The following is a 25,877-nucleotide window of genomic DNA, read 5'->3' on the forward strand; positions in this document are numbered from 1 at the left end:
GCAGCACGCTTCAAAAACACGCACCGCACATATTGTTCAACAATCGATATTGCTTTATTGAACAATAATCTGTGACGTCGGTATTTTCAATGGAGATGGAACATGGCGGCAATCGATCTGAACAGCGATCTCGGCGAGAGCTTCGGTCCGTGGCCGATGGGCGACGACGCCGCCATGCTGGCGACGGTGACTAGCGCCAACATCGCCTGCGGCTTTCATGCCGGCGATCCCGCGGGAATCCTGACGGTTCTCAAGGAAGCCGCGCTCCGCGGCGTGGCCGTCGGGGCCCATATCGGTTACCGCGATCTCGTCGGCTTCGGCCGGCGCAACATGGATCCGTCGAGCGCCGAACTCGTCGGCGACACGGTCTACCAGATCGGCGCACTGCAAGGCCTGGCGAAAGCGGCGGGAACGAAAGTGCGCTACGTGAAGCCGCACGGCGCGCTCTACAACACTATTGCCCATGACGCCCGCCAGGCAGCCGACGTCATCGAAGGCATCAAGGCCGTCGACCCCGACCTCGTGCTGATGGCACTGGCCGGCGCTCCCATCGTGGAACAAGCGCGAAAGGCCGGGCTCACCGTCGTTTGCGAAGCCTTCGCCGACCGCGCCTATAACATTGACGGCAGCCTCGTCAGCCGCCGGCTGGACGGCTCGGTGATCCACGACCCGCAAGCCGTCGCCGAGCGGATGCTGCGCATGGTCAACGAAAGCCGCGTTGTTGCAATCGACGGAACCGTGATCGCGCTCGAAGCGCAGTCGATCTGCATTCACGGCGATACGCCGGCTGCCGTCTCGATCGCCCGCACGCTCCGGCAGACGCTGGAAGCGCGCGGCGTCGAGCTGAAGTCCTTTGTCGATATGTCGTCATGAGCGAGCGCCTGCGTTTCCTGCCTTCAGGCAGCGACAGTTTCCTCGTCGAACTCGACGACCTCGCCGCGACCCTGACCCTGCTCGACGCCATACTGGCGGCGGGGATCGAAGGCGTGCGTGAAGTCATCCCGGGTGCGCGCACCGTCATGGTGCGCTTCGATCCGTGGCTGACAAACGTCGCAGGGCTTTGCGAAAAGATCACCGCCCTGGACCTTTCCACGCGCTCGTCACGTGGCGGCGAACTATTCGAAATCCCGGTCACCTATGATGGCGAAGACCTTGGGGATGTGGCCGAGATGCTCGGCTGCACGATCGAAGAGGTCATCCAGCGCCACACCGAGGCGACGTACACAGTCGCCTTCACCGGCTTTGCCCCTGGCTTCGCCTATATGACCTCAGACGATCCACGCTTCGATGTCCCTCGACGGAAGAGCCCTCGCGTAAAAATCCCGGCTGGCTCGGTTGCCATCGCTGGCAAGTTCGGCGGCATCTATCCGTCCGACAGCCCCGGCGGCTGGCAGCTGCTCGGCAAGACGCCGCTCGCGATGTGGGACACGACACGGGAACGGGCGGCGCTCTTGGCGCCCGGCGACCGCGTTCGCTTTCGTGACATCGACAAAGGCGCTGTCATCCCTGTCTCTTTGCGCAAGCCGCCGGTCAACAAGGTCCTAGTGCAGAAAGCCGGATTGCGGGTCACCCGCGCGGATCGTCCGGCGCTGTTCCAGGATCTCGGCCGACCGGGCCTTGCCAGCCAGGGCGTCTCGGAATCCGGCGCGCTCGATCGCACCTCGATGATCGAGGCCAATCGCTGCCTCGGAAACCCGCGCGATGCCGCCCTAATCGAAGTGCTTTTCGGTGGCTTCGCCATCAAAGCCGATCGGCCGGTGACCGTTGCGGCAACCGGCGCGCCCTGCCCTTTGACGATCCGTAGCGCGGCTGGTGGCGAGAGCAGCGCCAATTTCGCAAGTCCGATCGCCCTTGATGCCGGCGACGAACTCGTGCTGGGCATTCCACCCGAGGGCATGATGAGCTACCTCGCCCTGCGCGGTGGATTTGATGTCCAGCCGGTTCTCGGATCGGCGGCCACCGACACGCTCGCCAAGGTCGGCCCGGCGCCGATCGGGTCCGGCGACATTCTGGTTGCGGCCGAGCGTCGATCACTTGCTGTTTTGCAGACCCACGCCGAACAGCGGCGCCTGCCGCGCGCCGGCGAAGTCGTGACGCTCGACATCGTGCTCGGCCCGCGCACCGACTGGTTCACCGAGCAGGGCGTCGCGACGCTGACAACGCAGGAATGGGACGTGACGCCTCAGTCCAGCCGCGTCGGCATGCGCCTTGACGGCACGGTGGCGATCGAGCGTTCCGACAATGCGGAACTGCCTTCCGAAGGCACGGCACTCGGCGCGATCCAGGTGCCGCATAGCGGCCAGCCCGTGCTCTTCCTTGCCGATCATCCCCTGACAGGGGGCTATCCCGTCATAGGCGTCGTCGCCAGCCACCATCTCGATCTCTCCGGCCAGATCCCGATCGGCGCCCGCATTCGTTTCAATCCGATCTCCGCCTTTGAGCCGCGAGAGGTCATCGCCGGCACCGTGCCGAACAGGACACTGATTTCATGAAAAAGCTGCTCATTGCCAATCGCGGCGAAATCGCCATCCGCATCATCCGCGCCGCCCGCGACTACGGCGTCGCCTCGGTTGCGATTTATTCGGACGCCGACGCAAGCTCGCTTCATACCGAACTTGCCGACGAAGCCTACGGTCTTGGCGCTGGACGACCTGTCGACACCTATCTTAATATTGAGAGGATCCTCGAAATCGCCAAGCGGGCTGGCGCCGATACCGTGCATCCGGGCTATGGTTTTCTTTCGGAACGCGCGGAGTTCGCGCAGGCCGTCATCGACGCCGGGCTGATCTGGATTGGGCCCGCGCCTGATATCATCAGGGCACTTGGCGACAAGGTCGAGGCACGGCGGATTGCCGAAAGCGTGGGCGCACCGCTGGTAAAGGGTTCCGCCGGACCGCTGGCCTCTGCCGCCGAGGCCGTCGCCTTTGCCCGCGAAGCTGGATTGCCGCTGGCGATCAAAGCCGCCTTTGGCGGCGGCGGGCGCGGTATGAAGGTGGCGCACCATATTGACGAAGTCGGCGAGCTCTTCGATTCCGCCGTTCGCGAAGCCGTCGAAGCCTTCGGCCGCGGCGAATGCTACGCCGAACAGTTCCTCGAAAAGCCGCGCCACATCGAAGCGCAGGTGATTGCCGATAGCCACGGAAATACGGTCGTCCTCGGTACCCGCGACTGCTCGCTCCAGCGCCGCAACCAGAAACTCGTCGAAGAGGCACCGGCGCCCTTCATCACCGAAAAGCAGCGCCAGCGCATCCATGATGCCGCCCGCGCGATCTGCGCCAAAGCCGGCTATAGCGGTGCCGGTACGGTTGAGTTCCTGCTCTCACAGAACGGCACGATTTCCTTCCTCGAGGTCAATACGCGCCTGCAGGTCGAGCATCCGGTGACCGAGGAAACCACCGGCATCGATATCGTCATCGAACAGCTGCGAATTGCCGATGGCGAACAGCTCTCGGTGACAGAGACGCCTGCACCGCGTGGCCACGCCTTCGAGTTCCGGATTAATGCCGAAGATCCGGGCCGCGGCTTCATGCCGACGCCCGGCCTCATCACGCGCTTCCGCGCACCATCCGGTCCAGGCATACGCCTCGACACCGGCGTGGAGAGTGGTTCGGAAATCCCCGGCCTCTACGATTCCATGATGGCCAAGCTGATCGTGACAGGTGCAACCCGCGAGGAAGCGCTGGTCCGTGCCCGCCGCGCGCTCGCTGAATTCCGGATCGAAGGCGTGGCAACCGTGCTGCCGTTCCATCGCGCCGTTCTCGAGGAAAAGGACTTTACCGGCGAAGACGGCTTCAAGGTCTTCACCAACTGGATCGAGACAGAATTCCGCGGCGTTGCCTCCTCGCCGAGAATAGAGCCCACCGATGGCAGTCTCATCCGCAGCTTCATCGAGATCGACGGCAAGCGCCATGAGATCGGCTTGCCGGCGGCGCTGTTTTCCGGCCTCGCCGTTACCCCTCAAACAGCTGCGCCCCAGGCATCCCATGAGCGCGAGGGCGCCGTGACCGCTCCCATCCCAGGGACCTTCCGGCAGTGGCTGGTCGACGACAATGCGACGGTTGCCGAAGGCGAGATCGTTGCGGTCATCGAAGCCATGAAGATGGAGACGCGCGTTGCGGCGCCCAGGGCCGGCACGATCAAGCTCAGCGCCAAGGTCGGAGATAGTGTCGGCCTCGGCGCGGAACTGGGTATTATCGTGTAAGGACAACGATAGCTCAAAACAAAGGCGCCGGCGGGTCTTGCGATCCGCCGGCGTCTTTTGTTCAGATGATAAAAGAGCGATCAGCTCTGCCGCATGAACTGCTGGATGCGGCTGTCGGCCGGAGAGCTTTCCAGCTCCTGCGCCGTCATGTTCACGACGACATGACCGTTTTCCATCATCACGACGCGATCGCTGACGCGGCTGACGAAACGCATTTCGTGCGTAACGATGATCATCGTCATTCCCTCTCTGGCAAGACCCTCGATGACCTGCAGCACCTCTCCGACCAATTCAGGATCGAGCGCAGAGGTCGGCTCGTCGAACAGCATGATCTCAGGGTCCATGGCGAGCGCGCGGGCAATGGCGACACGCTGCTTCTGGCCACCCGAGAGCTGGTGCGGATACTTGTTGGCATGCGCTGCCAGACCGACGCGGGCCAGATGGTTCATCGCCGCCGCGCGCACAGCCTGCTTGTCGCGATTACCGTGATAGCGCGGGCCGAAGGTCACGTTCTCAAGCGCCGTCATATGCGGGAAGAGGTTGAACGACTGGAAAACCATGCCGAGACAGGTCACGCGGTGATGGAAACCGGTCACCATGCGGTAACCCTTGGCATCTGCCGTGATCCACTCGTTTCCATCGAGCGTGATGCAGCCGTCGTCGATGTCCTGCAGGGCGTTGATCGTACGAATGAGAGTAGTCTTGCCCGAGCCCGAGGGGCCGATGATGCTGAGCACCTCGCCCTTGCGCACCTCGAGCGATACATCGGCCAAAGCCCGCTTGTCGCCGAAGCTCTTGGCTATACGGTCGATGCCGACCACGACCTCTTCACCGACGCGGCGTTCATCGCCCGCAGCGCCTGCGTGGGCCACAGCTGCCGGCACCGCGATCTCGGCGCCGGTCATCCTGGAAATATCGAGACGACCCTCGAGGCGGGCCAGGAAGAAGCTGAAGATCGAGACAACGAAAACATAATAGAACGACACCGCGACCAGCGTTTCGATGACCATGAAGTTGCGGGTGTAGAGCCGCTGGCCGACGAGCAGTATTTCCGCGAGCGATATGACCGAGACAAGCGAAGTCAGCTTCACGATGGTGATGAACTCGTTGCCAAGCGAGGGGAGCGCCACGCGAACTGCCTGCGGCAGGATGATATGCCGGTATTTGCCGACGGGGCGTACGCCGAGCGCGTGCGCTGCCTCATGCTGCCCCGGATCGACGGCGATAAGGCCGGCGCGGTGGATTTCCGCGAGATAGGCGGTTTCGGAGATGACCAGCGCGATCAACCCGGCCCAAAAGGGGACCGACAGCACCGGCCCGAGTGCCGGCATGAACTGGGGGAGATTGTAGACGAAGATCAGCAGCACCAGCAGCGGCAGGCTGCGGAACAGCCAGATATAGGTCTTGGCAAACCAGCGCACCGAGCGAAGGCTCGATTGCCGCGCAAGCGCGAGCAGGAAGCCGAGCACGGTACCGATGACCCAAGTCAAAACGCCGAGCCACGCCACGAGCGCTGTCGCGCGCCAGAAGTCGGGATAAAGAAAGAGGCTGAGGAGGTAGTTCCAGTCGAAATTCATGGGCGGGTATCCCCAAAAGAGCAGCGGCGCCGAAGCGCCGCGCATTCCGGTGTTGATTGGTCAGGCGAGCGCCCCACCGGCGCCCGCCCGCAACGCTTACTGCCCGACAGCCGCCTTGAATTCGGCTTCGGTCGACTTGGCCACGCCATACTTGGCAAAAAGCGCCTCGTAGTCGGCATCGCCGTCAAGCTTCGCCAACGTATTGCGCAGGAACGATGCGACCTCAGTGTTGCCCTTTTTCACGCCGAAGCCGACAATGACCGGGTAGAGCTGGTCGGTGGAGGTGACCTTCAGTCGGCCGTTCAGCTTCTTGGCGGCATCGGCAAGCACCGCCGAGTTTTCCAGCTGAGCATCGACCCCACCGGACATCACGGCCTGGGTTGCCTCGGGCGAGGTTGGGAATTCGCGGGAATCGATCGGGTCGGCCGAGCATACCGATGCGTTCAGCTTCTCGAGTTCCGGGATCCAGGCCGCACCCTTGATGGAGCCGACGCGCTTGCCGCAAAGCTCTTCGGGCTTGACAAAGCTCTGGCCGCCGGCGGCCGAAACTGCGATCGAGACACCCGTCTTCATGTAGGGGATATAGTCGATCTGCTTGGCGCGCGCCGCCGTCACGTAAAGCGTGGAGGCGATGACGTTGAACTGATCACTTGAAACACCGAGGATCAGGTTTTCGAAACGTGTGTCATGAAAGGAAACGTCGCTGCCGGTCTTCTTGCCAATCAGCTTCATCAGCTCGACGTCGAAGCCGGCCGGCTGGTTGGCGTCGTCGAAGTAATTGTAGGGCGGATAGGTGAGATCGACACCGATCTTCAGCGTTTCGGCATGGGCCGCGGTCAGGGGCGCCGCCAACATGATGATACCAGCAAGGAGTTTTTTCATGGACTGTTCCTCTCGATTGATGGCTCATTTTTGTTGAACAATTTTGAGATTGCAATCCCCTGCTATGCATAAACTTTCATCAAGGGGCGGATTTCGAGCAGATCGATAGCCCGCACGGCGGCAAAGGCGCTTGACGTGCACCGGGCAAGCAACTGAAATGTCGAAATAAAACGAGATTCTTCAGCGACAGCATGTCAATAGACCAAAAAACACGCCGCAACGACACATCCAGTTCACAAGCAGCATGCGCTGGATCCGGCGTTCACCGAAAGAAAGACCCCATGACCTTGGGGTCTGTAAAAATCTCCTGCGCCACGGTCGACATCCTGATATGGGCGCAGCGCCTCTCTTGACATGCGTAAGTTGTTCAACAAAAATCATGGACCAAGGAGACCGCATTGAGCAACCACAATCCCCCCGACCGCCCCCTTGTCCTGACGCAGACCGCCGCTGGCCTGCTGCGCGACAAGATCTTGCGTGGAGAGCTTGCGCCCGGCGCACCGCTGCGTGAGGTTGTGTGGGCCGAGGCGCTGAACGTTTCACGCAACACGTTGCGCGAGGCGCTGCGGGATCTGGTTGCCGAGGGGTTGATCGAACATCGCGCCCATTACGGCGCGACCGTGCGGGCGCTGAATTCAACCGAGATCAGCGAGATCTACGCGATCCGCATGACCCTCGAATTGCGCGGCGTCACATGCAGCGCCTATGCCTCGCAGGAGGCGATGTCGGACCTCGTTGCCCGCGTCGAGGCGGTTCAGCGCGCTGCGCTTGCCAAGGACTGGCAGCAGTGCGGCACCGCTTCGCTGGAATTTCACCAGCAGATCGTCCATTTCATCGGCAGCCCGCGATTGAACGACGTGTTTGCGACTGTCGCAGCCCAGGCCCGCCTCGCCTTCTCGCTGGCGCCAGATGCCCGCCGGTTCCAGGAGCCGTGGGTGGCACGCGATGTAGAGATTTGCGGTCTGCTGTGCGATGGCGACCGCACGGCAGCCACCCGAGCACTTGAACTCTATTTGCAGGAATCCGAACGCGTGGTGCTGGAAGCTGCCCGCGCGCAAAGCCTGCCCCGCCCCACCAAAACATTGGCGGCGCCCGCCGATTGACGGCAGCCCGCCCGGCATATCAGGAGAAAATGACGGATGAAGCCCCAGCCGATTACCAGCACACCGCAAGACGCAGCAAGCCGCAAGGCGATCAAGCCGGTTATCTGTTATCCCGTCGAGACGCTGCCCCGCCCGGACCTTGCGGCGTACCGCGCGTTGCGCGACGATCTGGAGTTCGTCGAGCGCGTGGTCGTGCCGCCGCGTGATGCGGCCTGCTGGACCGTGCCTGCCGGCCATTTCTGCCGCATCCTTTCAAGTGAAGGCTCGCAGGTAGGCGATCTGAACCTTTTTAACGCCAACAACCTTGAAGAACGCCTCTTCACCGGCAAGACCCGGGCGCTGAACGGCACACATGTCGGCCTAGGCGACCAGCTCTTCTCCAATATGCCCTATCTGCGCCCGATCGCGACGATCACCCACGACACGCTCGACTGGTATGGCTTCGACGAATTTGGTGGCTCGGTTCACGACGTCATCGGCACGCGCTGCGACCCCTATACGCACAATCTGCTCAGCAATGGCGGCCAGTACCACCACTGCTGCCATTCCAACCTGACGCGCGCTTTTGCCGCGAAGACTGGCAAATCGCTGCAGGAGGCTGGCACCTACATTCACGACGTGCTCAATGTCTTCATGTGCACAGGCTTCACGCGTGATACCGGTCAGTATTTCATGAAGGCCAGCCCTGTTCGCCCCGGCGATTATCTCGAGTTCTTCGCCGAGATTGATCTTCTCGGCTGCATGTCGGCCTGCCCCGGCGGCGATTGCTCGTCCGAGCATTCCTCAGACGCTGTCGCCTGCTATCCGCTGGTGGTCGAGATCTACAAGCCGGCCCGCACCCCGCAAGACTGGAGCGCGCCTAAGGTCAACGGCTATGACGGCACGCACGGCCTTTGAGCCACGCAAAGAGCATCCGATGACAGGCTCCCGCGACATGTTCGCGGGAGTTTTTGGCTGAGGCGTGGTTATGCACCCGAAAGCCTTGCTCCCTTGAGAGATCGAACCAATCCGCGTTTGCGACGTTGAGTTACTATGATTTTCAGAAAGGAGCAGTCCGATGAAAAGGACGTTAGCCGCAGTTTTTGCTGCAACAATCGTACTTGTCGGAGGTTTTAGCCCGGTGATGGCGCGCGACCACCATCATCATGACAACACAGGACGCGCGATCGCCGGCGGAGTTGCCGCAGGCGTCGTTGGCGGACTGATTGGTGGCGCCATCGCGAACTCCGGCCCCCGTTACGTCGATCCGCCACCGCCGCGTCCGCGTTGCTGGTATGAGGATCGCGAGGTCGAGAACGCCTATGACGGCGGCTCTCATGTCGAGTCGGTACGCGTCTGTAACTAAGGCGCCTTGACACGAAGCATGCAACGAGCCCTGCCATGCTGCCCGCATGGCAGGGCTCGTTGCGACGATTACCGACTTCACGATTTGATCTTGTGGCGATAAGCTCGCTTCCGGCAGGGAGGCCGCATGATCGATAAACTGGAATTCTTCATCGCGGTTGCCACCGAAAAGCATTTTGGCCGTGCTGCCCAGGAATGCGGCATATCCCAACCCTCCCTTTCCGCAGCCATTCGCCAGCTGGAAGATCAGCTGGGCGTCATTCTCGTGCAGCGCGGTTCGCGTTTTCAGGGCCTGACACCGGAGGGTCAGCGCGTGCTCGAATGGGCGCGTCGAATTGTTGGTGATGCTCGCACCTTGCGCGAGGAAATGCGCGCTGCGCGCGCTGGCCTTGCCGGTCATATAAGGATCGCCGCTATACCGACGGCGCTTTCCATGCTGCCGCAGCTGACCGCGCCCTTTCAGGAACGCCACCCAGACGTCACCTTCTCGATCGTCTCGCGCAATTCATTGCAGGTGCTCAGCATGCTTGAGAACCTGGAGATCGATGCCGGTATAACCTATCTCGAAAACGAGCCGCTCGGGCGCGTGACGAGCGTTCCGCTCTATGCCGAACAGTATAATCTTATCACCGCCGCAGGTAGCCCTTTGTCCGATCGCGAAAGTGTCACCTGGAAAGAGGTCGGCGACATCAGGCTCTGTCTATTGACAGCCGACATGCAAAATCGACGTATTATCAATCAGTTGCTGTCGCATGCGGGGGTAACGGCGCAGCCCACGCTCGAATCCAACTCGATGATCGTCCTGTTTTCGCACGTGCGTACCGGCCGATGGGCCAGCATCATGCCGCGCAATGTCGCGAAATCATTCGGCTTTCCCGCCGAAATCCGGATGATCCCGATTATCGAGCCGCAGGCGCATCATGTCGTCGGTCTAGTCGCAACGCACCGTGAGCCCTTCACGCCTCTGGTCTCCGCGCTGCTGCACGAGGCGCGCATACTCACCGACAAGCCGGACCTTCAATAGGAAAATCCTATCGACCGACGGGACAGCTTTATTGATCGCTTCGTCCTTCCCTGAGAAAGTTCTATAATGATTTGACGGTTCCACATCGTCGGCCAACGGCTTCTGGAGGAGGCTTGCCGAAGGTCTGTAAGCGTCGCTGTTGGTCTGGGAGGGCCGCTGATGAATATTCGTGTCGCCAACGGCGATATTCCCGACCGGGTGCGTGAGATCGTCGAGCGTCTCAAGACGCTCGAGGGGCCGATGCTGCCGATCCTCCACGAGATCCAGGACGTGTTTGGCTACGTGCCGTCTGAGGCGCTTCCCCTTATCGCGCAGGGGCTCAATCTGTCGCGGGCCGAAGTCCACGGTGTTGTTACCTTCTATCATGACTATCGCAACCACCCGGCCGGCCGACATGTGCTGAAAATCTGTCGCGCCGAATCCTGTCAGTCGATGGGCGCGGACCGTCTGGCCGATCGGGTGAAGGCGGTGCTCGGCATCGATTGGCATGGCACGACGCCGGATGGGGCGATCACGCTGGAGCCGGTCTTCTGTCTCGGGCTCTGTTCGTGCTCGCCGTCCGCGATGTTGGACGGCGAGGTGCATGGCCGGGTCGATCTCGCCGATATCGAAGAGATGATCGCGGAGGCACGCCGATGAGCGTTCGGATTTATATTCCGCGCGATGCGGCAGCGCTGGCGCTGGGTGCCGACAAGGTCGCAGATGCGGTTGCCAGGCAGATCGCCGATCGCAGGATCGATGCCGTCATCGTGCGCAACGGTTCGCGCGGCATGCACTGGCTCGAGCCGCTGGTCGAAGTCGAGGTGGCCGGCGAGCGGATCGGCTACGGCCCTGTGAAGACGAGCGATGTGGCGTCCTTGTTCGACGCGGGGATGATATCTGGCGGCGATCACCGGCTCTGTCTTGGCGCGGTCGAGAAGATCGCGTTTCTCAAGCAACAGACACGACTGACATTTTCCCGTTGCGGCGTGATCGACCCGCTGTCGCTTGCCGATTATGAGGCGCATGGCGGGCTTTGCGGCCTGCGTCGTGCCGTCACGATGCAGCCGGCCGATATCGTCAGTGACGTCACCCAATCCGGTCTGCGCGGCCGCGGCGGCGCGGGTTTTCCGACGGGCATAAAGTGGAACAGCGTTCTCGATGCACCGGGAGCGCGAAAATATATCGTCTGCAATGCCGACGAAGGCGACAGCGGTACGTTCGCCGACCGAATGATCATGGAGGGCGACCCCTTCGTGCTTCTCGAGGGTATGGTGATCGCGGGGCTCGCGACCGGTGCCACCAAAGGCTTCGTCTATATCCGCTCGGAATATCCGCATGCGATTGCCGCCATGACGGAGGCGGTGGAGATCGCGGCGCGCGCTGGCGTGCTCGGCCCTTCGGTACTCGGTTCCGGCAAGGCGTTCGATATCGAGATCCGTGCTGGCGCCGGCGCCTATGTCTGCGGCGAGGAAACGGCGCTCCTAAACAGCCTGGAGGGAAAGCGCGGCATCGTGCGCGCCAAGCCGCCACTGCCGGCGCATAAGGGGCTGTTCGACTGTCCCACCGTCATCAACAATGTGATCTCACTCGCTTCCGTGCCCGTGATCATGGAAAAGGGAGCTGCCCATTATCGCGACTTCGGCATGGGCCGTTCTCGCGGCACGATCCCGCTGCAGATCGCCGGCAATGTGAAGCACCCCGGACTTTATGAGGCAGCCTTTGGGCTGACCTTGGGAGAAATCGTCGACGACATCGCCGGCGGCACCGCATCGGGACTGCCGGTCAAGGCGGTGCAGGTGGGCGGGCCGCTGGGCGCTTACTTCCCACGCGCGCTGTTCGACACGCCGTTCGACTACGAAGCCTTCGCTGCCAAGGACGGGCTGATCGGGCATGCAGGGATCGTTGTCTTTGACGAGAGCGCCGACATGCTGAAGCAGGCGCGGTTTGCGATGGAGTTCTGCGCCGTGGAGAGCTGTGGCAAGTGTACGCCCTGCCGCATCGGCTCGACACGCGGGGTGGAGACGGCCGACAAGATCGCCAAAGGTATCGAGCCGGATAAGAATCGGGCGCTGCTGGCCGATCTGTGCAACACAATGAAGTTTGGTTCGCTTTGTGCGCTCGGTGGTTTCACGCCCTATCCCGTCTTGAGCGCCATGGCGCATTTTCCTGACGATTTTGCGCCTGGGTCGATGGTGGAGGCTGCGGAATGATGCGCGCTGACGCTTCCCCAACCCCGCTTTACGCTGCCGACGCTCAACCGAACATGCAGGTAGATCATAAAGTGGCCGGCGCAGCGCCAGCCTGCCCCAGCGGATTGGACGGATGCGCAGAGCCAATCTCACGGCTTGCGCGGGAGACTTCGCGCTGGGCGAACAGCGCTCGGCGCAGAGGCCTCGATCCCATCGCATCAAACCGTTCATACAGGTCCAGACAGGAGGCACACCATGTCCCTCGTTCATGAAATCGACTACGGCACGCCGGCCTCCGCCTCCGAAACCATGGTGACGCTCACCATCGACGGCAACCAGATCACTGTGCCCGGGGGTACCTCAATCATGCGTGCCTCGATGGATGCAGGCATCGAGATCCCGAAGCTATGCGCCACCGACATGATCGACGCCTTCGGCTCCTGCCGGCTTTGTCTTGTCGAGATCCAGGGACGCAACGGCCTGCCCGCGTCCTGCACCACGCCGGTTGCGGCCGGCATGGTGGTTTCGACGCAGACGAACCGGCTCAAGGACGTCCGCCGCGGCGTGATGGAACTCTATATCTCCGACCACCCGCTTGACTGTCTTACCTGTGCTGCGAATGGCGATTGCGAGCTGCAGGACATGGCCGGCGCCGTCGGTCTGCGCGATGTGCGCTACGGCTACGATGGCGAAAACCACGTCAAGGCGCGCGATAATGGCGGGCTCAATGCCAAGTGGGCGCCGAAGGACGAAAGCAATCCCTATTTTACCTTCGATCCGGCCAAATGCATCGTCTGTTCGCGCTGCGTGCGCGCCTGCGAGGAGGTGCAAGGCACCTTCGCGCTAACCATCGAGGGCCGGGGCTTCGGCTCGCGGGTTTCGGCCGGGATGCATGAGGATTTCGTCTCTTCGGAATGCGTCTCGTGCGGCGCCTGCGTGCAGGCCTGCCCAACCGCGACGCTGACCGAGAAGTCGGTGATCGAGATCGGCCAGCCCGAGCATTCGGTCGTTACCACCTGCGCCTATTGCGGCGTTGGCTGTTCGTTCAAGGCGGAAATGCGCGGCGAAGAACTGGTGCGCATGGTGCCGTGGAAGGATGGGCAGGCCAACCGCGGACATTCCTGCGTAAAGGGCCGCTTCGCCTACGGCTATTCCAGCCACAAGGACCGCATCTTGAACCCGATGGTGCGCGAGAAAATCACCGATCCGTGGCGCGAAGTGACCTGGGAGGAGGCCTTCGCACATGTGGCCTCCGAGTTCCGTCGTATCCAGTACCAGTACGGCCGCGATTCGATCGGCGGCATCACCTCCTCTCGCTGCACCAATGAAGAGACCTACCTCGTGCAGAAGCTGGTGCGCGCTGGCTTCCGCAACAACAATGTCGACACCTGCGCCCGCGTCTGTCATTCACCGACGGGCTACGGTCTCGGCCAGGCCTTCGGCACCTCGGCCGGCACACAGAATTTCGACAGCGTCGAAAAGAGCGATGTGATCGTCATCATCGGCGCCAATCCAACGGATGGGCACCCGGTTTTCGGGTCTCGCCTGAAAAAGCGGCTGCGGCAGGGCGCCAAGCTGATCGTCATCGATCCGCGCCGCACCGATATCGTTCGCTCGCCGCATGTCGAGGCAGCCTATCACTTGCCGCTGAAGCCGGGCACCAACGTCGCGGTCATGACCTCGCTGGCGCATGTGATCGTCACCGAAGGGCTGTTCGACGAGCGCTTCATCCGCGAGCGCTGCGACTGGTCGGAGTTCGAAGACTGGGCGGCGTTCGTGGCCGAGCCAAACCATAGCCCCGAGGCGACTGAGGCGCTGACCGGCGTGCCTGCAGATATGCTTCGCGGAGCTGCCCGCCTCTATGCCACAGGCGGCAACGGCGCGATTTATTACGGGCTTGGAGTGACCGAGCACAGCCAGGGCTCGACAACGGTCATGGCAATCGCCAACCTTGCAATGGTAACCGGCAATATCGGCCGTCCCGGCGTCGGCGTGAACCCCTTGCGCGGCCAGAACAACGTGCAGGGTTCCTGCGACATGGGCTCCTTCCCGCACGAATTGCCGGGCTATCGCCATGTCTCCGACGATGCGACACGCGACATCTTCGAGAAGCTCTGGGGCGTCAAAATCAGCGACGAGCCGGGCTTGCGCATTCCCAACATGCTGGATGCCGCCGTCGATGGGTCCTTCAAAGGGCTCTATGTTCAGGGCGAGGACATCCTCCAGTCCGACCCTGACACCAAGCATGTGGCGGCGGGGCTGGCGGCCATGGAATGCGTCGTAGTCCACGATCTCTTCCTGAACGAGACGGCAAACTATGCGCACGTCTTCCTGCCGGGCTCGAGTTTCCTCGAGAAGGACGGCACATTCACCAATGCCGAGCGACGCATCAACCGCGTGCGCAAGGTCATGAGCCCGAAGAACGGCTATGCTGACTGGGAAGTGACGCAAAAGCTGGCGCAGGCGATCGGCCTTGCCTGGAACTACGAGCATCCGTCCGAAATCATGGATGAGATCGCGGTAACAACGCCGAGTTTCGCAATGGTCTCCTACGACTATCTGGAAAAGATGGGGTCTGTGCAGTGGCCGTGCAATGAAGCGCACCCCGAGGGATCGCCGATCATGCATGTCGATGGTTTTGTGCGTGGGAAAGGCAAGTTCATCCGCACCGAATACATCGCCACCGATGAACGCACCGGCCCGCGCTTCCCGCTGCTTTTGACGACAGGGCGAATTCTCAGCCAATATAATGTCGGAGCCCAGACGCGCCGCACCGAGAATGTCGTATGGCACTCCGAGGACCGGCTGGAGGTCCATCCGCATGATGCCGAACAGCGCGGCATCCGCGATGGCGACTGGGTGAAGCTGATGAGCCGCTCGGGCGACACGACACTGCGCGCGCTGATCACCGATCGCGTCTCGCCCGGCGTGGTCTATACAACTTTCCACCATCCGGACACGCAGGCTAACGTGATCACCACCGACTTCTCCGACTGGGCAACCAACTGTCCCGAGTACAAGGTGACCGCGGTCCAGGTCTCGCCTTCCAACGGCCCGACAGACTGGCAGGTCGAGTATGATGAGCAGGCGCGGCAGAGCCGCCGGATCTCGGGCAAGCTCGAAGCGGCGGAGTAAACCATGTCACACAGCACCAACGACAAGCTCGTCTATATGGCCAACCAAATCGCGGGCTTCTTCGCGACCCAGCCCGAAGGCGAGGCCGCACAGGGCGTGGCCTCGCATATCAACAAGTTCTGGGAGCCGCGCATGCGCCGGCAACTGTTCGAGATACTGGAGCAGGATGAAAACGGGCTGAGCCCCCTGGTGTTGCGGGCCGTGTCGCTGATCAAACGGCCGTTGTCGGAAACACCCAGTACGGAAACGACCGTCTGACAAACACCATCCCGCCGATGCAGATATCATCGAAGATAACGGCGCCATTGCGCCGACAGCGGTCATACGCTTCGGCTCTCACCTCCCAACCATCCCGCATCCTCCAGCGCACTGGAAGGTGACACCCGATTACCAATCGAGCTCGGTTCGTTAGAACTGAAGCGGTCTGATAATTGCAGCTAGCGCAATTAAATCGAAATCATTCGTGCAATTGTTTGCGCGAGCTCTTCCCTTCAATATCTCCTCATCAGACGAACGCGAGGTTCGCCAGGGCGGCTTCAAGCCGCCGTTCAGCTCGTCGCCACTTGAGAATTGAGATTGAGATCATGAAGTTGCCCTCCCTACCCCAACTCCTGAGCTTCAACGCAGGCTATGTGGACACGCTCGGTTTTCTAGCGCTATCGGGTCTCTTCACCGCCCACGTCACCGGGAACTTCGTCACGCTCGGCGCAACGGCGGCACTCGGTCTGGGCGGAGCGTTGTCGAAGCTATTGGCACTTCCCGTGTTCTGCTTCGTCGTCTTCGCATCGCGCCTGACGTGTTTGAAATTGCAGGCTGTGGATCGTTCCCCGATCCGCCCGATGCTGATCGTGAAGCTGGCTTTCCTCGCCGGCGTCGCGATTTTCGCGCTCTATCATGGACCATTTCACGCGAACGAAAACATCGTGACGCTTGTCGTCGGACTTGCTCTCGTTTGCGCGATGGCCATCCAAAACGGGCTGCACAGAGCCCATCTGTCGAAGGCGCCTCCCTCCACCTTGATGACCGGAACGACAACGCAGATCATGCTCGATCTAGCAGATCTCCTGGTCAGCGCGAAACCGGAAGAGACGGCAGCACTGAGGGCACGGATCTTGAAAATGGGCACGGCCGTTGTCACGTTCGCACTCGGCTGTGGCCTCGGTGCCGCTGGTTACATGTTTGCTCCCGCCGCAGCCTTCACCCTGCCAGCCATTCTGGCCACAATCGCACTCTTCGCCAGCACTGCAGGCGCCGACGCATAATTCTCACACTCACGACTATCGGACCAAAGAGGAAGGAAGACCGCAATGGACACAATTGGCGAAGTCGGCGGGTTGGCAAGTCTGATCGCACCGATCCTCAAGCCGATGGCATCGGGCCTCGAATTCTTCGGTGTCGGCGTCATCCTGGTCGGCGTGGTTGTCGCGACGGTGAGTTACGCACGAGATCTGATGTCACCTGCCAAGCATGACGCCTACGACAGATATCGCGCGAACCTTGGACGCGGCATCTTGCTCGGGCTCGAAATCCTGATCGGCGCCGACATTATAGCGACGATCATATCGCCGTTGACCTGGGAAAGCGTCGGCCTGCTCGGGCTGATCGTCCTGATCAGGACCTTCCTCAGCTTCTCCCTCGAAGCCGAGATCGACGGTCAATGGCCATGGTCCAGGGCGTCGAAAGGCGGCGCGGAACTCGGTTGACCGCAAGGGCGGTAGCGCGTCCACTCCTAACCATTCACAAAACCAGCAGGCAAACCAATGACTTCAACCTTCGAATTTGGTCTCGACACCTTTGGAGACGTCACCACGGCGGCAGACGGTCAGCTTCTTGCGCAACCTCAAGTCATCCGCAACGTGATCGAAGAGGCCGTTCTAGCCGACCGGCATGGCATCGATTTTTTCGGCATCGGCGAACACCACCGAAAAGATTTTGCCGTGTCCGCTCCCGAGATTGTTCTCTCGGCGATTGCGGCGCGCACAGAACGCATACGATTGGGATCAGCAGTCACCGTGTTGAGCTCAGACGACCCCATACGCGTCTTCCAGCGGTTCTCCACGCTCGACGCAATCTCCAACGGACGCGCCGAGGTTATTCTGGGCCGTGGCTCCTTCATCGAATCCTTCCCGCTTTTCGGCTACGATCTGTCGAAATACGAAGAACTGTTCGAACAGAAGCTCGACCTCTTCTCTGAACTCGTCACCAAGGATGTCATCGATTACGAGGAAGACTGGCGACCGCCCTTGAAGGACCAGCGCATCTACCCTCCGATCGGCGACGGCCAGCTGAAGACGTGGATCGGCGTAGGCGGCAGTCCCGAATCGGTGATCCGCGCAGTAAGGCACGACATGCGGCTGATGCTGGCGATCATCGGCGGCAACCCGCAACGCTTTGTGCCCTATGTGGATCTCTACAAGAAAGCGTCCGAGCAGGCGGGCCGGCCCGCGCGTGAAGTTGGCGTCCACTCGCCTGGCTATATCGCCGAAAACGATGAAGAGGCTCGCCGCGATCTGTTTCCGCATTTCAAGAAGATCCGTGATCGCCTCGGCAGGGAGCGCGGCTGGCCGCCGGTAACAGAGCGTGATTTCGACAACGAGATCGAACACGGATCGCTTTACGCGGGATCGCCGGAAACGGTCGCGAAGAAGATCGTCAACCTCGTCAGAACACTTGGTATTTCGCGCTTCCAGATGAAGTATTCGGCTGGTCCGATGGAGCACGAAAAGCTCATGAACAGCATCGCCCTTTACGGCACCAAGGTTATCCCGCTGGTCCGCTCAATGCTGGCGCAGCCCTGAGCCTGACCCGATGCGGAGAACGATATCGCCCTGCGCCGCACCGGGAGGATCGAATAGTCTTCGGCCCTCCCGGTGCTTCGGTGTAATCCTTTCATTTAGGATCTTCATCCGACAGTGTCGGCACGACAGATCCTGGTTCGTCCTTGAAAGGTAAAAGCATCGGAGGAGATCCCCATGAAGCTCTATTTCAGCAGAAATCCAAATCCACGTCTGGCCGTTGCCGTTGCCAGGCACCTGGACGCAAACATCGAATTTGAATTCGCGTCTCCTCTGGAGCCTGGGCAATCGGATCGCTACCTGCCACTTAACCCCAATCTCCTGCTTCCAATCCTCGAGCGCCCGGGACGATCGCTATGGGAAACCGACGCGATTGCCTGTTACCTTTCCCGACATACCGGTTCGAATTTCTGGCGTACCGATGATGATGAACCGGAGATGATCCGCTGGATCAGTTGGGCGAAGGACAATTTTGTGAAGGCATGTGACGCGGTCCATTGGGAGCGCGGGACAAAACCGCGTTATGGCATTGGTAGCTGTGATGAAGCGCAGGTCGAAAGCGGACTGAAGCAGTTCCACAGGGCCGCAGCCCTGCTTGAGACCGAGCTTGCCGATCGCATGTGGCTCGTTGGCGACACGATCTCCTTCGCGGATTTTCGCATGGCAACCTTCCTGCCGTTCAATGATGCCGCAAAATTGCCGGTGTCGGACTATCCCTCCATTCAGCGCTGGTCGAACCGACTGACTGAGATTGACGCCTGGCGCGACCCTTTCAATGGGCTCGAAGCACCGCCGATGCCGCCACTGCCAGTTTGAAATCGGCGAAATGCCGAGGGCATTTCGCGAAGTTTGAGTTGACGTTTTCAACGGCGACGCCACACTTGTGAACTACAGCAATGTGGGAGGACGTTGATGGAAGACCCAAACCAGTGGCGCCACATGGCAAGCGCCCCGAAGGACGGCAGCCGGATTCTCGTGACGATCCATCCATCCGAACAGGGACCGGCGCAGGTCGATCTTGCCTATTGGTCTAACGGCGATCGGTTTGGTTCGGAAGGCTGGCGCTCATCCGATTCTGTCCCCGGCCGTATCATCGAATATCCCGATCCGGAGCTGAAATGTTGGATGCCGATGCCTTTGGCCAATGTCGGCCAGAGCTCGCTGCCCTCCCCATGGGAAGGCGACGATATTCTCCAGCTCGATGGATCCGGGATCTAGCGCGATTGCCGCGCATCCCGAAACCATAACACATGGATTGGCACAGCCACGGCCATGTCTTATCCGTGGCTCGCGTCGTTGGGCACCAGCGGCTCCACATCCTTGACCTTGGCGCGGTGGAAAATGAACAGCCCTGCCAGTACGATCACGGCAGCGCCAATCAACGTCTGTCGATCGGGAAACTCGCCGAAAAACATCCAGCCGAAGATAATCGCCCACAGCAGCAACGTGTACTGAAGCGGTGCCAGCAGCGAGGCAGGTGCAAGCTTCAGCGAGCGGGTAATCATCAGATGCGCGGAGCACGACACCACTCCGAGCAGTAGTAGCGCCAGCAACTGGCTTGTGCTGAAAGCGCTCCAGCTCCCGACGCTAAGCACCGCCCCGACAGCGAGACATCCAAGCGTCTGCAACGTAACCAGCGTGGCGTCAGGCGTGGATCGCAAGACACGACCAAGGACCAGTGTCAACGAGAAGGAAATGCTGCCGACGAGACCGAACATCGAGGGCCAGGACAACATCGCAGAAGATGGACGCAGCGCGATGACGACGCCGATGAAGCCGATCAGCACCGCCAGCCAGCGCCGCCAGCCGATCCGTTCGCCAAGCAGGAAATGCGATAGAGCAGCGACGTAGATCGGACCGGCCATGTAGAAGGTCATGACGTCGGCCAGCGGAAGATAGGCAACGGCGGCATAAAATAGCCCGGTGTCAGCGGTAGCGAGGATGACGCGCGCGAGCTGCCATTGCGGCTTCTCAACCCTATAGAGTGCCGCGACCGGTTGGCGCGACAACATCGGCCCGAGCACGAAAAACGCGCCGAGCGAGCGAACCAGCAGAACCTGACCGACCGAAAAGCTGGCCACGAGCCATTTGCCCATAGCGTCGTTAAGGGCGAACATGAAGTCGCCGACGAGCATTAATGCGATACCAACCAACACGGCGTTTCCGCCCGCGACAAGAGCCGCCTGCTTTTTCATGATTTTCAAGGCGCTCCGTGACGCCATTTTGTGACGCGGTTTTAGCGGCAACGCCGGTACACGGTTCGCCGCACCACGCCGATGCCCAATTGTTCGGCAGATGCATAGCCCGGTGGCAAACCCTGTTGCAAGCAAAGAAGCAAATCATTGATGATGCCGCGTTGATGTGCGTCCACAGGCGCTGAACTGTGTTGAAAGCGGCTGTAGTTGTGCGTCCGCCAGAACTCCAGCGATCCCGGCTGAAATTCGCGGAATCTTGGCTTTTAGAGACACTGTGTCCGCCTTGACCGGTGTCCCGATCGGCCTGAACAACAGTCGGAGTCGGTGATGCCTGCCCATCGCCTGCAAAAGTGTCGATGAGGCGCGACGCTTTGACGAGCTGCGGCGGCAGCGTTAAAGCCCCCCGGCAGACTATCCGGATTTTCGGCCTGGCCGGCAGCAGATGTTCTGACTAGCGGTGTGATCTGGTTGGCGCTGAAAATGGGGCTATTCGTTTTCTCGGATCCGGCAAGCTATGGACGTGCCTGCCCTGTGCCGATCACTTGCCACTTGTACGTGGTCAGACCTTCCAACGCCACCGGACCGCGCGCGTGCGGCCGACCCGTTGAAATCCCGATCTCCCTCCGAGGCCAAATTCGCCTCCGTCGGCAAACTGGGTCGATGCGTTTCACATGACGATTGCGCTGTCGACACCTGCGAGGAAACGCGACGCGACCACTTCGTCGGCCGTTATGATTGCATCCGTGTGATGCGATGCATGTCGCCCGATGTGTTTCATCGCGGCTTCGACACCATCGACGATGGCGACAGAACAGATCGCATCGAGATATTCTGTGTCTCAGTCTTCAGGTGTTGCAGAGGCCATGCGGCCATCGAGCGAGAGTGCCCGCTCGTCCGCTCGAAGCTCGCAGCTGGCATCGGCGAGCGTGGCGACCAGCCTTTGCGCATACGGATAGTCCCGGTCGATGAGATGCGTTTCAGTCGAACCGCAGACGATCGTTCGCCTCATTTTTGCATTCACAACGATCCGCTCAGCCATGTCGGGATCAGCCGCCGCGTGGACGAAGGTGTGGTTGATCCCGTCGCGATGGGAGAGGACAGGCACACGGGCTTCTCGCTGTACACGTTCAACAAGCCCCTTGCCTCCGCGTGGGATGATGACATCGACTAGCTCATGGCCTCGTAGCAGTGCTCCAACTGCCGCGCGATCCGTTGTCGAGATCAACTGGATCGAGTCCCGTGGCAGCCCCGCGGAGACGATCCCATCCGAAAGCGCTTCGAACAGTGCCATATTGCTACGGCTGGCTTCTGACCCGCCGCGAAGCAAGGCGGCGTTACCCGACATGAGGGCTAGGCCGCCGGCATCAATTGTGACGTTGGGGCGGCTCTCGAATATGATGCCTATCATCCAGATGAGGGACCCTGATGCGCTTTAAGAGCAACCCGTTTGGTTGGACCCGACTCTCGATAACCTTTCCGACTGGATCGTCAAGCGTCGCGACTGTTTCCAAGGAGGCGGCACTGGTTTCCAGCCGGGCCGGGTCGAGCCTCAGCCGATCTCTCATCGGCGGGCTGATGCCGCGTAAGTCAGCTTGGCATAAGTCATTGCTGTTCGCTGTGAGTATGATTTCCTGTCGCTCCCTGACGAAACGCGCAGCCTGCTGAAGCGCTTCTGACTTCTGTGCAGTCGGGGCCAGTGCCAGGAATGACGACGCTCTCCTGGCACGTTCGCCATACTCTGCAAGTAGTAAATCGGCTTGATGGTCAGACATCGCAATGCACGGCTAAATATTGACCTTCTTGAAGAGCTCGGACGGCAACGCAAGTCCGGTAGGAAGGTGTACCTAGCCACCAATCAAGAGCACATCCGGGCCACCTACCTGCTGGAAGTGCTCGGCTTAGGCGATCATTGCGACGGCATCTTTTATTCGGCGGCGCTAGGGTGCCGTAAACCGGATATAAGCTTCTTCGAGAAAGCCAGCGCTCTCTCGGGCCTCCCGCCAAATCAGTTGCTATTGTTCGACGATACCTACGCAAATATCACGGCTGCCAGGGCCTCGGGCTGGAACGCTGCCCAGTGGCACGAAGGGCGTTCTTTGTCGGCTATAATAGAAGAGTTAGTCTCTGATCCGGTCATGATGACAGACGTCTTTATAGACCTACCTTGCCTCGGAATTCCAGTGCAGATTGGCCCCCTCAAGCGCAGAGAGCAGGCGGCAGCACAGACTAATCCTGCGGGTGACGCTCCGCCGGCAAACAGTACTCGCATTGGCACATCGACCGTCTTGCAACGCCCTCCTGACAAGGTTTCAATCGTAGCTCGATTGAGCGATTTGAAAATCATCAGCTGCTACTCCCTTCTTAGAGTCAGGCCAACGACAATCCTGGTCTGCCGGAGGGCGCGCCCCTGGTATCACATTCCGGCCGGCCCAAAATCGAAGGGAAGAGACAATGAACTTTTTGGTCGTTGCGCATGACAGTGCTGATGGCGACACACTCGCAAAAAGAGCTTCGCTTAGAGACGAACATCAAAAGGGCGTGATAAGCTACGTGCAATCAAACAAGCTGTTGGATGGCGGGGTCATCATCGTTACAGGCAACCCGGTCGGCTCTGCTCTCCTATTCGACGTGCCTGATCGAAAGACCTTGGACGCGATCATAGCGGCCGACCCCTACATGAAAGCTGGTGTTTGGGACAGGATTGAGATCTACGAGCTGGCGCGGCCCGATCCCGCGGCAATGAGATCACTTAAAGACTGATCCTGCTGGCGGGCGTTAGCACAATGGCGTTGACCCCAAGACACGGTGCGTTTCAAGGGGGTGGATATTGGGATTCATCTCCCCGATCTCCCCCCTACGACTTCTAGAAGTTCGACACTTTGCCTGAAGTGCGCCCTCGATGCAGGGTAGGCCCTCTGGCGGTGCGCGCCAGGCATTAGTCTTTTGCGTTTTTATGGAACGATCATTCAAAATAAAGGAGTGAGAAAATGAAAGCAGTAAAGTTGAATGGCTTCGGCGGCGTCGAAGTTCTCGAGTATGGGGAAACTCCTAATCCGGTCGCCGGAAGCCGACAAGTAGTTGTTGAAGTGGCCGCCGCGGGGGTAAACTTCATGGACATCGGCGCAAGACAGGGAACAATGGGGGGCGGCTATAAGCCCGCTATTCTTGGCGTCGAAGGCGCAGGACGGATCGTGGAAGTCGGCCCGGATGTGACGGAGTTTCGAGAAGGTGACCGCGTTGCCTGGGTCTTCAATCTCTCCAGCTACGCCGAGCGAATTGTTGCCCCCGTTGACTCGTTGGTGAAGATTCCCGACGACATTGGCGATGCAACTGCAGCGGCGATCATGATGCAGGGACTAACAGCGAGCCACTTCGCGACAGATTTCTACCCTGTCCAGCCAGGCGACGTTGCACTTGTACACGCGGGAGCTGGTGGACTGGGGCTTTTGCTGACGCAGATAGTCAAGCTTCGCGGAGGCCGGATCATCAGTCGTGTCTCCAACGAAGGCAAGGTCGCGATTTCGAAGGCAGCTGGCGCTGACGAGGTAATCGTCGACAGAGAAGGAAAGTTCGCTGAAGAAGCGCTTCGTCTTACAAACGGCGAAGGCGTGCATGTTGTATACGACGGCTCTGGGCCGTCGACGTTCCAGGGATCACTAGACTCACTTCGTCGTTCCGGGACGTTCTGCTGGTACGGTCCGGTTCTCGGCGGACCGGGACCGTTCGATGTGATGAGCCTTCCGAAGAGCATCAAAATTGGCTACGCTGTGTTCCTAAACCTCATCCCGACTCCGGAGCTGATGCGCCAGCACACTAACCAGCTCTTTGATTGGATACGTCGCGGTGACATAAAGGTGAACATCGGTGGTACGTATCCTCTAGCCGACGCCGCCGTAGCGCACGAAGCGATGCAAAGCCGCGCCACTACGGGAAAGCTTTTGCTGATCCCGTGACTGTGTTACCCGAAACAATGATTGCGCTGTTTCGGGTGACCTTGTTCCGACTGCGGCTTTAATTCTCTTGCTTACATGGAAATGCTGACCGAAGACGAAGCCACCTATGTGATATGCATTCGTCTATCTCTCCGCTTGTTTAGCGCCCTAACGGACCCAGAAATTCAAGCGCGCGTCGCAGCGCATAATCACGGTACTCATCGCGCTCCATAAGGAGCTCGTGACGTGCGTTTTCCACTCGCTCGATAACACACGAGCCGCTGCCACCATTTCTAACCCCTTTACAGAATTCACTTTGCCCTCTCGCATTTACCACCGTGTCCTTCCCGGCTTGCAAGACAAGAACTGGTACAGTGACACGATTGGCTTCCTCGCGACTTCGCTTTGCGCCCAAACACGCCTCGTGAACCCATCTCGTGCTCGGTCCCCCAAGTCTTGCGTCAGGAGTTCGGCGCAACTCGTCGCGCCAGAGAAGCTCATATCGGGTCTGGCTCGACGTCAAAGCTAACTTCGGATCGAATTCCTCCAGTTCTTTATATGGGCCCTTACCAAATATGTAGTGCTTTGGACGGCCAAGGAACGGGACAAGCCAACACGCTCGAGCCGGAACAGGCGCGAGATTGATTTCATGCATTGGGGATAAAAGCACGGCTGCCTCGAAGTCAGCTGGGTAATTCTCTAAATACAGTGAGGCGATGGCTCCCCCCATTGAATGAGCCAAAATGAACAGGTGTCTGCTTCCTGCCGGCTTCACGATTTGATCGACAAAGACTTTGAGGTCGTCCACGTAGTCGTCGAACCGATCGACATACCCGATCTCGTAGGTATTTCGGCTGGTTTGTGCACCTGCGCCTGCAGGAGCTTTAAGTACACGTTCCGAAAGGCCCTGCCCGCGATGATCAATGATGAAGACGGAATAGCCGGCGTGCCAAAGATCAAAAATGACCTCCCTATACTTCAGGAAGCTTTCTGTTCGGCCGCTGGAAATCACTATCGCTCGATCGGTATCGTATCTTTGGAACGACATGCCTGTGATCAGGACTTTGTTAACGCCGAGGAAAGATCGGGCTTCGCCATGTCGCGTCCAGAAGTCGAGAATGCCCGCATAGTTATGCGCAAGCGCGGCTTCTTTGCCACTCGGTGTCGCCTTAACCGGGGCGGAAAAGGTTGATTTTGATGTCATCGCGTTTCCCATCGTGAGTATCAGACACAATGGGAGGAATGTCGGAATAAGCCTTCGGCATCGTCCAAATCCAGACATACTCTTCTCTCCCAATGATACATTTCGGGAAAAGATGAGGTGCCTTGCTTTGTAGCAGATGTCAGTTTCCTGGAATGGATTTTCAGCTGTAATGCATTGTTGACCAGCGCTTTCATTATCGAGCGAAGGCGGCACGCGCCGGTCGAAAGTCTCGCCGACTCTCACCCGGTCGGGAGCGGCACCCGTCCTGGCTGCGGATCATTTTGAAGTCTCGGGCACCCGATGTCACTGTGGAT

General features: G+C 60.0%; 23 protein-coding genes and 1 pseudogene. 19 read left to right on the forward strand and 5 right to left on the reverse strand.

Annotation, left to right across the window (positions count from 1 at the left end; translation table 11 throughout):
- The first annotated feature begins 102 nt into the window (after positions 1-102).
- From QTL96_RS23090 to QTL96_RS23100, 3 genes are read left to right on the forward strand one after another with little or no spacing between them, the layout of a single operon-like run.
- A complete protein-coding gene (locus QTL96_RS23090; protein ID WP_112819867.1) occupies positions 103-873 on the forward strand; it encodes a 5-oxoprolinase subunit PxpA in 771 nt (256 codons plus the stop codon).
- Positions 870-2,492, forward strand: coding sequence for an urea amidolyase family protein (locus QTL96_RS23095; RefSeq protein ID WP_289729355.1), 1,623 nt, complete (start codon positions 870-872; stop codon positions 2,490-2,492). Before QTL96_RS23090 ends, QTL96_RS23095 begins: the two co-directional genes overlap by 4 nt.
- On the forward strand, positions 2,489-4,201 hold the full coding sequence (locus QTL96_RS23100) for a biotin carboxylase N-terminal domain-containing protein (RefSeq protein WP_289729356.1): 1,713 nt from the start codon (positions 2,489-2,491) through the stop codon (positions 4,199-4,201). The genes QTL96_RS23095 and QTL96_RS23100 overlap by 4 nt, the downstream gene beginning before the upstream one ends.
- 80 nt (positions 4,202-4,281) lie before the next feature.
- On the opposite strand, the gene QTL96_RS23105 is transcribed toward QTL96_RS23100, so the two are convergent.
- Together QTL96_RS23105 and QTL96_RS23110 are read right to left on the reverse strand one after the other, a co-directional pair.
- Positions 4,282-5,778 carry an amino acid ABC transporter permease/ATP-binding protein gene (locus QTL96_RS23105; RefSeq protein WP_289729357.1) on the reverse strand — a complete coding sequence of 499 codons (1,497 nt, stop codon included), beginning with the start codon at positions 5,776-5,778 and terminating at the stop codon, positions 4,282-4,284.
- Positions 5,779-5,874: 96 nt separating this feature from the next.
- A complete protein-coding gene (locus QTL96_RS23110) occupies positions 5,875-6,660 on the reverse strand; it encodes a transporter substrate-binding domain-containing protein (protein WP_289729358.1) in 786 nt (261 codons plus the stop codon).
- 398 nt (positions 6,661-7,058) lie between these two features.
- On the opposite strand from QTL96_RS23110, the gene QTL96_RS23115 reads away from it, so the two are divergent.
- The 13 genes from QTL96_RS23115 (at position 7,059) to QTL96_RS23175 (ending at position 19,450) form a co-directional block, all read left to right on the forward strand.
- The gene (locus QTL96_RS23115; protein ID WP_289729359.1) at positions 7,059-7,763 is read left to right on the forward strand and encodes a GntR family transcriptional regulator; all 705 of its coding nucleotides are present in this window, start codon (positions 7,059-7,061) and stop codon (positions 7,761-7,763) included.
- A 36-nt stretch (positions 7,764-7,799) separates the two neighbouring features.
- A complete protein-coding gene (locus QTL96_RS23120; RefSeq protein WP_112819877.1) occupies positions 7,800-8,660 on the forward strand; it encodes a DUF1989 domain-containing protein in 861 nt (286 codons plus the stop codon).
- 160 nt (positions 8,661-8,820) lie between these two features.
- Positions 8,821-9,108: a hypothetical protein gene (locus QTL96_RS23125; RefSeq protein ID WP_112819879.1), complete on the forward strand. Its 288-nt coding sequence runs from the start codon at positions 8,821-8,823 to the stop codon at positions 9,106-9,108.
- 126 nt (positions 9,109-9,234) lie between these two features.
- The gene (locus tag QTL96_RS23130) at positions 9,235-10,131 is read left to right on the forward strand and encodes a LysR family transcriptional regulator (protein WP_289729360.1); all 897 of its coding nucleotides are present in this window, start codon (positions 9,235-9,237) and stop codon (positions 10,129-10,131) included.
- A 159-nt stretch (positions 10,132-10,290) separates the two neighbouring features.
- A complete protein-coding gene (locus tag QTL96_RS23135) occupies positions 10,291-10,770 on the forward strand; it encodes a formate dehydrogenase subunit gamma (protein ID WP_289729361.1) in 480 nt (159 codons plus the stop codon).
- Positions 10,767-12,323 (forward strand): NADH-quinone oxidoreductase subunit NuoF, encoded by a 1,557-nt coding sequence (locus QTL96_RS23140; protein ID WP_289729362.1) that lies wholly within the window; start codon positions 10,767-10,769, stop codon positions 12,321-12,323. The genes QTL96_RS23135 and QTL96_RS23140 overlap by 4 nt, the downstream gene beginning before the upstream one ends.
- A 234-nt stretch (positions 12,324-12,557) precedes the next feature.
- Positions 12,558-15,437: a formate dehydrogenase subunit alpha gene (gene fdhF, locus QTL96_RS23145; RefSeq protein ID WP_289729363.1), complete on the forward strand. Its 2,880-nt coding sequence runs from the start codon at positions 12,558-12,560 to the stop codon at positions 15,435-15,437.
- A 3-nt stretch (positions 15,438-15,440) separates the two neighbouring features.
- A complete protein-coding gene (locus tag QTL96_RS23150) occupies positions 15,441-15,695 on the forward strand; it encodes a formate dehydrogenase subunit delta (protein WP_112819887.1) in 255 nt (84 codons plus the stop codon).
- Positions 15,696-16,021: 326 nt separating this feature from the next.
- Positions 16,022-16,699, forward strand: coding sequence for a YoaK family protein (locus tag QTL96_RS23155; RefSeq protein ID WP_289729364.1), 678 nt, complete (start codon positions 16,022-16,024; stop codon positions 16,697-16,699).
- A 45-nt stretch (positions 16,700-16,744) separates the two neighbouring features.
- Positions 16,745-17,140 (forward strand): DUF1622 domain-containing protein, encoded by a 396-nt coding sequence (locus QTL96_RS23160; protein WP_112819891.1) that lies wholly within the window; start codon positions 16,745-16,747, stop codon positions 17,138-17,140.
- A gap of 57 nt (positions 17,141-17,197) precedes the next feature.
- A complete protein-coding gene (locus QTL96_RS23165; RefSeq protein ID WP_289729365.1) occupies positions 17,198-18,235 on the forward strand; it encodes an LLM class flavin-dependent oxidoreductase in 1,038 nt (345 codons plus the stop codon).
- 174 nt (positions 18,236-18,409) lie between these two features.
- The gene (locus tag QTL96_RS23170; RefSeq protein WP_289729366.1) at positions 18,410-19,048 is read left to right on the forward strand and encodes a glutathione S-transferase family protein; all 639 of its coding nucleotides are present in this window, start codon (positions 18,410-18,412) and stop codon (positions 19,046-19,048) included.
- Between the two features lie 96 nt (positions 19,049-19,144).
- Positions 19,145-19,450, forward strand: coding sequence for a hypothetical protein (locus tag QTL96_RS23175; RefSeq protein WP_112819897.1), 306 nt, complete (start codon positions 19,145-19,147; stop codon positions 19,448-19,450).
- 59 nt (positions 19,451-19,509) lie between these two features.
- Here QTL96_RS23175 and QTL96_RS23180 read toward each other — a convergent pair whose 3' ends face one another.
- Both QTL96_RS23180 and QTL96_RS23185 read right to left on the reverse strand, forming a co-directional pair.
- On the reverse strand, positions 19,510-20,427 hold the full coding sequence (locus QTL96_RS23180) for a DMT family transporter (RefSeq protein WP_289729396.1): 918 nt from the start codon (positions 20,425-20,427) through the stop codon (positions 19,510-19,512).
- A 512-nt stretch (positions 20,428-20,939) separates the two neighbouring features.
- Positions 20,940-22,199, reverse strand: a pseudogene (locus QTL96_RS23185) (glutamate-5-semialdehyde dehydrogenase).
- On the opposite strand from QTL96_RS23185, the gene QTL96_RS23190 reads away from it, so the two are divergent.
- The 3 genes from QTL96_RS23190 to QTL96_RS23200 all read left to right on the forward strand — a co-directional run bounded on the left by QTL96_RS23190 (position 22,188) and on the right by QTL96_RS23200 (position 24,380).
- Complete coding sequence (locus QTL96_RS23190; RefSeq protein WP_289729367.1) at positions 22,188-22,904, forward strand: HAD-IA family hydrolase; 717 nt, start codon at positions 22,188-22,190, stop codon at positions 22,902-22,904. The pseudogene QTL96_RS23185 and the gene QTL96_RS23190 overlap by 12 nt on opposite strands.
- The gene (locus QTL96_RS23195) at positions 22,879-23,187 is read left to right on the forward strand and encodes a YciI family protein (RefSeq protein WP_112819901.1); all 309 of its coding nucleotides are present in this window, start codon (positions 22,879-22,881) and stop codon (positions 23,185-23,187) included. The genes QTL96_RS23190 and QTL96_RS23195 overlap by 26 nt, the downstream gene beginning before the upstream one ends.
- Before the next feature lie 227 nt (positions 23,188-23,414).
- The gene (locus QTL96_RS23200) at positions 23,415-24,380 is read left to right on the forward strand and encodes a quinone oxidoreductase (RefSeq protein ID WP_112819903.1); all 966 of its coding nucleotides are present in this window, start codon (positions 23,415-23,417) and stop codon (positions 24,378-24,380) included.
- 139 nt (positions 24,381-24,519) lie between these two features.
- On the opposite strand, the gene QTL96_RS23205 is transcribed toward QTL96_RS23200, so the two are convergent.
- A complete protein-coding gene (locus tag QTL96_RS23205) occupies positions 24,520-25,563 on the reverse strand; it encodes an alpha/beta fold hydrolase (protein ID WP_289729368.1) in 1,044 nt (347 codons plus the stop codon).
- Between the last annotated feature and the right edge of the window lie 314 nt (positions 25,564-25,877).

It is taken from the genome of Rhizobium sp. S163 (genome assembly GCF_030380805.1).
GTDB lineage: Bacteria > Pseudomonadota > Alphaproteobacteria > Rhizobiales > Rhizobiaceae > Rhizobium.